5 protein-coding genes and 1 pseudogene are annotated in these 7924 nt (G+C 38.3%); all 6 read left to right on the top strand.

Features of this window, described 5'->3' with window-relative positions; all coding sequences use genetic code 11:
- The first annotated feature begins 69 nt into the window (after window positions 1-69).
- The 6 genes and pseudogenes from parA (at window position 70) to DXK30_RS12585 (ending at window position 7630) form a co-directional block, all read left to right on the top strand.
- Window positions 70-708: a ParA family partition ATPase gene (gene parA, locus DXK30_RS12610; protein WP_114701984.1), complete on the top strand. Its 639-nt coding sequence runs from the start codon at window positions 70-72 to the stop codon at window positions 706-708.
- A gap of 3 nt (window positions 709-711) precedes the next feature.
- Window positions 712-921, top strand: coding sequence for a plasmid partition protein ParG (locus tag DXK30_RS12605; protein WP_162799539.1), 210 nt, complete (start codon window positions 712-714; stop codon window positions 919-921).
- 150 nt (window positions 922-1071) lie between these two features.
- A pseudogene (locus DXK30_RS12600) lies at window positions 1072-1851 on the top strand (type I restriction endonuclease subunit R, EcoR124 family); the annotation flags it as partial.
- A 79-nt stretch (window positions 1852-1930) separates the two neighbouring features.
- Window positions 1931-5014, top strand: a complete 3084-nt coding sequence (locus DXK30_RS12595) for a TrlF family AAA-like ATPase (protein WP_114701981.1) — start codon at window positions 1931-1933, stop codon at window positions 5012-5014.
- A 271-nt stretch (window positions 5015-5285) separates the two neighbouring features.
- Window positions 5286-5882 (top strand): recombinase family protein, encoded by a 597-nt coding sequence (locus DXK30_RS12590; protein ID WP_114701980.1) that lies wholly within the window; start codon window positions 5286-5288, stop codon window positions 5880-5882.
- A gap of 164 nt (window positions 5883-6046) precedes the next feature.
- Complete coding sequence (locus DXK30_RS12585; protein WP_114701979.1) at window positions 6047-7630, top strand: Fic family protein; 1584 nt, start codon at window positions 6047-6049, stop codon at window positions 7628-7630.
- Window positions 7631-7924: the final 294 nt, after the last annotated feature.

Below are 7924 nucleotides of genomic sequence, written 5' to 3'. Positions count from 1 at the left end.
ACTCAAATACTCAAATACTCAAATACTCAAATACTCAAATACTCAAATACTCAAAATTAGGATTGCTCTATGAAAGTCATTGCTGTGTTGAATCAAAAAGGAGGCAGTGGCAAGACAACTATTGCCACTCAATTAGCTCGTGGCTTGCAGCTGCAAGGACATAGTGTATTGCTAGTAGATAGTGACCAGCAGGGCAGTGCACGTGATTGGCGAGCTGTAGATGAAGATAATCCAGTACCAGTGATAGGTCTCGATAGACCTACGCTTGATAAAGATCTAAAAAATGTCTCTGATAAAGAGTATGTTGTGATTGATGGTTCACCACAAGCAACTAGTTTGGCTTTATCTGCAATTAAAGCAGCTGATTTTGTATTAATTCCTGTACAGCCTAGCCCATACGATGTTTGGGCGACTAGCGATTTAGTAGACTTAGTAAAGCAGCGTATAGAGATGACTGACGGTAAACTAAAAGCAGCCTTTGTAGTGTCTAGGGCAATCCAGAATACTAATATTGGTAAGGAAGTGGCTTCAGTTTTACTAGAGTACGGTCTACCTGTGTTAGATAGTAGAATTATGCAGCGTGTAAGTTATCCAAATAGCGCAGCATTAGGCAAGACCGTATTTGATACTGAGTCAGTGAACAGTAATGCAGTACAAGAAATGACGGTATTGGTTAATGAAGTTAAAACATTTTTTGATAAGGAGTAAATGATGAGCTTAGCAGCAGGTCGTCCCAGTAAGAAGGTAAAAGATGAGTTATCTTTGTCAGACGTGACCGATAGTCCTCAAAAAACGGCACGAGTAAACTTTAACATTGACAAAGATAAGTATATTGCATTCAAAAAGTTTGCGCTTGATAACCGAAAGACAGTGACTGAGCTATTAACTGAAATGATTGATGAGAAAATAGTTGAACGGTAGTTTCTGTAAGTTACAAATAAAGTAGCTCAGAATAAAGGATCATGCTAAATGTTTATTGAAAGTCATAAAATGGCTTTATCAAGTTTTAAAACAGATATAGATCTGTATATGGTCGATGGTGTGGTAGCAGATGATGAAGGAGTCTTATCTCTGTTATTCGGGGAGTATTTACGTGTCGAGAATATATTACAAAACTATGATGAGTTTGCAAGCCTAAAAGCACTGCAAGACTTGGATGTGACCGATGCTGACGCTGTTGAGACGTTTAAGGATGAGCATTACCTAAACGATGATGAGATAGCCGCTATGCAAACTATTAAAGTGCCTGCTGAACGTACCGTACAAGATTATCGCTCAACCTATAACGATATACGCGATTGGCTACGTCGTGAAAAGGCGGGTGACCAGCAAGATGAGTCTTCGATTGATTGGGATGAGGTTGTCTTTGAAATAGACTTGCTCAAATCACAGGAGATCAATCTAGATTATATCCTTGAGCTAATTTTTGAGCATAATAAAAACACCAAGGACAAGTCTGCTTTGGTTGAAGAAGTACGTCGTTTGATTCGAGCAAGCCTTGGCAACCGAGCCAAAGAAAGCTTGGTGGTAGATTTTATCAATCAAACTAACTTGGATAATATCCCTGACAAATCCAGCATTATCGATGCCTTCTTTAGCTATGCTCAGGTAGAGCAGCAACGTGAAGTCAAAGATATGATTGCGGCTGAGAATCTGAATGAAGATGCTGCTAAGCGTTATATTACCGCTTCTCTAAAGCGTGAGTACGCCAGTGAGAACGGTACAGAGTTGAATGCTATCTTGCCTAAACTAAACCCTCTCAACCCGCAGTATCTGACCAAGAAGCAAAGTGTTCTGCAGAAAATAGCAGCTTTCGTTGAGAAGTTTAAAGGTGTGGGTGGGAAGGTTTAGCTAAATCAATAGAAAGCTCTGCAAATAAATCATGTTTATCGAGAATTCTAGATAGTTCATTAAAAAATAGGAAGTATTAATGATTAACAGTGAATACCCTAATGGATCTGAATGGCGAAAATGGGATCTGCATATACATACGCCAGCATCGTTTCATTGGACTGGGCAGAAGTTCAATAGTGATCCTTGTGATCCTAGAAATGCGCCATTAGTTGATCAGATGATAAATGCACTCAATTCAGCAGAACCAGCAGTATTTGCAATAATGGATTATTGGACTTTTGATGGTTGGTTTGCTTTAAAGCATCGATTGAAGCAGGACGATGCTCCAAAGTTAGAAAAAACAGTTTTTCCTGGTATAGAATTACGTCTAATGTCACCCCTAAAAGGAGGAAGATTAAACGCACATGTAATTTTCTCTGACAATATTAAAGACCAAGAGCTCATAGATTTTAAAGCTAATTTGAAGCTAGAGTTCCCAGGAGATGGATGTAGAAATTTATCTAATGATGCTCTTATTGATTATGCTCGTTCGGTTCCTGAAGATAAGTTAAGGCATCATGGCATAGATATATCTAGGGTATTAGATCATACAAATTATGCTCTAGAAGCTGGTTCAATAATGGCTGAATTGAATTGTGAAAGTTACAAGGAAGCCATAACAAAAGTAAAAAATAAACAAGCTATAGGTTTTATGCCTTTTGATACTAGTGATGGTTTAACTGGAATAGAGCGTAATGCTCATTATGTATACGTTTTAGGATTATTCAAAACTTCGCCAATATTCGAGACTAGAAATATTAGCATTTGGGAGGCTTTTTCTGGTATTAAGACCACTAAAAATGAGCGGTGGTTTGATGACTTCCAAATAGCATTAAATAATACTCCAAGACTAGCTGTTTCTGGCAGTGATGCGCATCGGTTCATTGGTATTCAAGGAAATGATGATCAACGAGGATATGGTGATTACCCTTCAGGAAAAGCTACTTGGATAAAAGCTAATCCAACTTTCCAAGGATTACAACAAGCAATAAAAGAGCCTGCAAAACGCTCTTTTATAGGTGCAGTGCCCCCCAAATTAAAGTTGATAAGAGAAAATAGAAGTATATTCATAGATAAGCTAGAGGTGACAAAAGTTCCATTGTCGGCATTTAATGAACGCTGGTTAGAAAATACTAAACTAACGTTAAACAATGATTTGGTTGCTATTATTGGTAATAAAGGAAGTGGTAAAAGCGCACTAGCAGATATTATTGCGTTAGTAGGCAACTCAAAACAAAGTCATCATTTCTCTTTCTTAAAGAAAAACCGTTTCAGAGGCAAAGTGGGTGTACCTGCAAAACATTTCATTGCAAAATTGATGTGGGGAGATGAACAAGTTTTAGAAAAAAACCTAAATGATGATCCAGAAATTGAACATGTTGAGTTTGTTAAGTATATACCTCAAGGACACTTTGAAGAGCTATGTAACGATCATGTCGACGGTAAATCCAATTCTTTTGAACAGGAATTGAGGGCTGTTATTTTCTCTCATGCTAATGAAACTACTAGGCTAGGCGCCCATAATTTTGAACAACTTATCGAACAACAAGAAAGTGCGCTGAGGAGTAATTTTGATAGTTTAAGAAGCGTGTTACATAAGATCAATCATCAGATATCATATATTGAAGGACAGATGTCAGACGTAACTCGTAATACGATTAGCGAGAAATTGACTCAAAAGAATAGGTTGCTTGAAGAGCATTCAAAGGCTAAACCTGAGGAAGTCTCTGAACCAACCATCGAGTCTTCTGCAGAACAACAGCAAGTCTCTGCCGAATTAACAGATGTAAATCGGCAATTAGAAGCTATCTATATACAACAAGAAGAAAATAAGATTAAGCTGACTAAGTTGGCTTCAAAGAAGAAGTCTTATTTAAATATAAAAGAAGGAATTGAGGTTGTTGAAAGATCTCTGAGTCAGTTTAGAAGTGATCATTTGGTTGATGCGGTAACTTTAGATTTAACTCTAGAAAGCTTGCTTTCGTTAGAAGTACATGAGCTGATATTGTCAGAAACAGATACTAATATTTCTACTGAAATTACAAGAATTAAAGCTAGTGATGCAAATCTTGATATCAATAAAAACATTTTAATTTTAAGACGAAACGCTTTAAATACAAGATTAAATGGACCACAGCAGGCTTATCAGCAGTACCTAGAATTATTAAATACTTGGGAAGAAAAACAGGCTGGAATAGTCGGATCAAACGACCTACCTGAGACAATACTGGGATTGGAGCATCAGCTCGAAAAATTAAATGATTTGCCAATTGAAAGAGATGAGTTGCAAACCCAAAGAATTTCAATCACCGCACAAATTTTTGATATTCTAGATGAACAACGTATCAGCAGGGAGGCTCTATTCAAACCTGTTCAAGAATTAATTCAAAGTAATTCTCTAATACGCAACGAATATAAGCTGCAGTTTCAGTCAGAATTAAAAAGCAACCTAGATATGATCTACGATAGATTGTTTTTAATGGTTAAACAAACTGCCGGTGATTTTAGAGGGGAGAGTGAAAGCTTAGCGGTACTAAGAGAATTAATGGATAAGCATGATATAAGTTCTAAACCTTCTCTTATAAATTTAGTTCAAGAACTACATGGGAGGCTTGAGGAAGCTTCAAAACTACCAGGCATACAATCTTTACTAAAGAAAGATCGTAATGCTAATGAAGTCTATGATTTCATATTTGGGCTAGAGTATCTAAAACCTCAATATACTTTGATGTTTCAGGATGCACAAATAGAACAGCTTTCACCAGGACAAAGAGGCGCTCTACTTTTGATCTTCTACCTCCTGGTTGATAAAGACAATAATCCTATAATCTTAGATCAACCAGAAGAAAACTTGGATAACGAAACAATAGTTAGCTTACTCGTACCTGTGTTAACTGAAGCAAAGCAAAAGAGACAAATAATTATGGTTACTCATAACCCTAATTTAGCGATAGTTTGTGATGCAGAACAAATAATTCATTGTGAATTTTCTCGTTCAAACAGCAATGATATTAGTTATATTTCAGGAGCCATAGAGTGCAGCATAATTAATAATAAAGCTGTTGATGTATTAGAAGGGACTATAATAGCTTTTGACAACCGAAAAATAAAATATATGTAGGGCATTACACTAATATATACCTGTTTTATGAATGTACGTCTAAAAGACCGATTATCTAAATCAACTATGTAGAAGCTAACAACCTACCTAGAATTAGACTAAGGTGGTTTTATCACCTTAGTCAGCCTATCATTAACCTATACCCAAAACATAAAACTTCTAAACGATAACCTATCTATCATTTGACTTTTATTTGATATTAAATGATAGTAATATCTTGCTATTATCAATGAACATCAATTATTAAGTCTAACTGATACAAAGAGGTATTATGACCGTTCGTATTTATGTGAGAGCCAGCACTAAGGATCAAGACGCTACTAGAGCATTAATAGATTTGGTTGCCTTCAGTAGCCGCTATGGTGATAGCTATGTTGATTACGTTGAGCACTTCAGTGGTACAAAGCTCGATAGACCAATCTTAGCTAAGTTGCTAAAGGACGCCGAGCAAGGCGATATTTTATTGGTTGAAAGCGTGGATAGATTAAGCAGACTATCTCAAGATGATTTTTCGATTCTAAAGCAGCGTATTAAAGATAAGGGCTTACGATTGGTGGTGGCTGATCTACCAACCACACATACGATGAGTGACGGTATGACAGGTGAGATCCTAAAAGTGATTAACGATATGCTGATCGATTTATTAGCGACCATGGCAAAGCTTGATAATGACAAGCGTAGAGAGCGCATTAAACAAGGATTGGCCAACAGTGGCTATAAACCCACTGGTAAGAAAGCCAATACCGCAAAACACAATCGTATTAAAGCATTGGCTAGTCAAAACAATATGACAAAAGAAGAGATCGCTAAGGCGGTTGGTGTTGGCGTAGCTACCGTTTATCGTGTCTTAAAGCAGGTCAATAGCTGAGGTATTTTAAATATCGACTCAACGTGACCTTTGGTCTTGATTTAAAGGCATCGCAACGTCATAAGAAAATCGTTTTAATGCAATAAGGCTTTATAATAATCATTATATTGCATTCATAATTGTTTTTGCGCAAAATGGCTTATCTATAATCGCTTGAGCCACTCATGATGAATACCCCTATCTCAGATCCTATTGGCGCAGCATGGCTTGTCCGTTATGCCAGCATAGAGCTGGTTTCGCCTTTATATGTCAGCAGTAGTATCGGTGGGCGCAGACAAACCTATAAAGACGGTGACGTCATTCATAACGCTTATCAGGAAACCGCACGTCCACTGGACACTATCATTGCGCACTTACAGTTTCACATGCGTCATGAAGTACTGAATTTAGAGTTACTGGTTCGTCTATTTGAGCAGATAGGGGCAAATGACGTGCAAGCATGGGTAAACGCTGAGCCGACAGGCAGCTATGCCCGTAGAATGGCTTTCTTGTATGAGTGGCTCATGGATAAGCATTTAGAGGTACCGAGTAATATAGGCGGTAACTATGTGGATGCTTTGGATACCAAGAAGTTGGTTACTTCAAGTCCTTCGCAGGTCATCAAGAACGCTCGCTGGCGTATCAATGACAATCTAGCAGGAACCCGTCATTTCTGTCCGATGCTGGTAAAAACAGAGGCCTTTACGCAAGCAGCTGCACTCGATATTGCCACAATGGTTGACAAACTTAACGATGAATTTGGGCAAGACTTACTGATGCGCGCCTCCGTATGGATGACCCTACGAGAGAGTAAAGCCAGCTTTACTATAGAAGGTGAGGGAAAAGAGTTAAAACGCATTGAACGTTTTGCCGATGTGATGGCACGGCGTACCGGCACCGGTGACATTCCGCTTGATCCTGAATCACTAGCAGAGTTGCAACAAGAGATACTCGGTAGCAAAACGGTTATCCAGCAGTATGGTGTCCGTCAATCACCAGTTTTTGTGTCGCATACTCAGGTCAATGGCTTTAAAGAAATTGTGCATTATATTGCTCCACCAGCTGATGACATTGCTGATAAGTTAGAAGGATTACAGGTATTTATGGAAAAGACTGAGGGACAATCAGCACTGATGCGTAGTGCGGTTGCCTCCTTTGCCTTTGTATATATTCATCCGCTGGCGGATGGCAATGGCCGTGTACATCGCTTTTTAATTAATGACGTCCTCAGGCGAGACCAGGTCATTCATGAGCCGATTATCCTACCTATATCACAAGCCATTGCCGAGCATCCCTCAGACCGGCATGCCTATGATAAGATTTTAGACCGTGTCTCTGTGCCGCTCATGAAGCAAATCCGTGATCATTACAGCTTTGATAAACAGGCAGTTACCTACCCTGATGGTATTCGCTCAAACTTAAATTTTGGAAATACTCACCTGATTCAACCTGCATGGCGCTTCATGGATCTAACGCCTCACGTTCAGTACTTATCAGGACTGATTGCTCATGTTATTGAAAAAGAGATGCATAACGAGTCACAGTACCTAAGAAAGCATGACCATGCACGACTGGCGATAAAAGAGATTGTTGAGATGCCCAACAGCTATGCCGATAGAATCATTCGCAGCATGCTACAAAATAAGGGTGCTAAAAGTAATAAGCTACTGAAGGATTATCCGTTTTTGGCAAATGATGAGGTTTGGGACGATATTTTCTCTATCGTTGTAGAGACCTTTAAAGATGAAGCAGATGGTTTGAATAGTTAGACGAACCCTGCTATACGCAGGAAAGTCTGCCTTGATAATCAAGCTCAAGCTAGTCTCAATATTATCGTTCCAATGATGATTCGTTTGTAAAACGATTCGGCGAAAATACCGTAGCCTGAAAAGTAATCAATATTTTTCTTGACCCTATTCAAGCTAATAAACTACTAAAAATAGAATATGTTAAAGGAACTTTGATAACAGATTACTTTTGTTTGACAAGAATTATTACAGCTCCTAAAATTTGAGTATTTGAGTATTTGAGTATTTGAGTATTTGAGTATTTGAGTATTTGAG

Origin of the sequence: Psychrobacter proteolyticus, from assembly GCF_003350005.1 — a bacterium.
Classification (GTDB): domain Bacteria; phylum Pseudomonadota; class Gammaproteobacteria; order Pseudomonadales; family Moraxellaceae; genus Psychrobacter; species Psychrobacter proteolyticus.
This window is presented reverse-complemented; position numbering and strand designations above follow the sequence as displayed.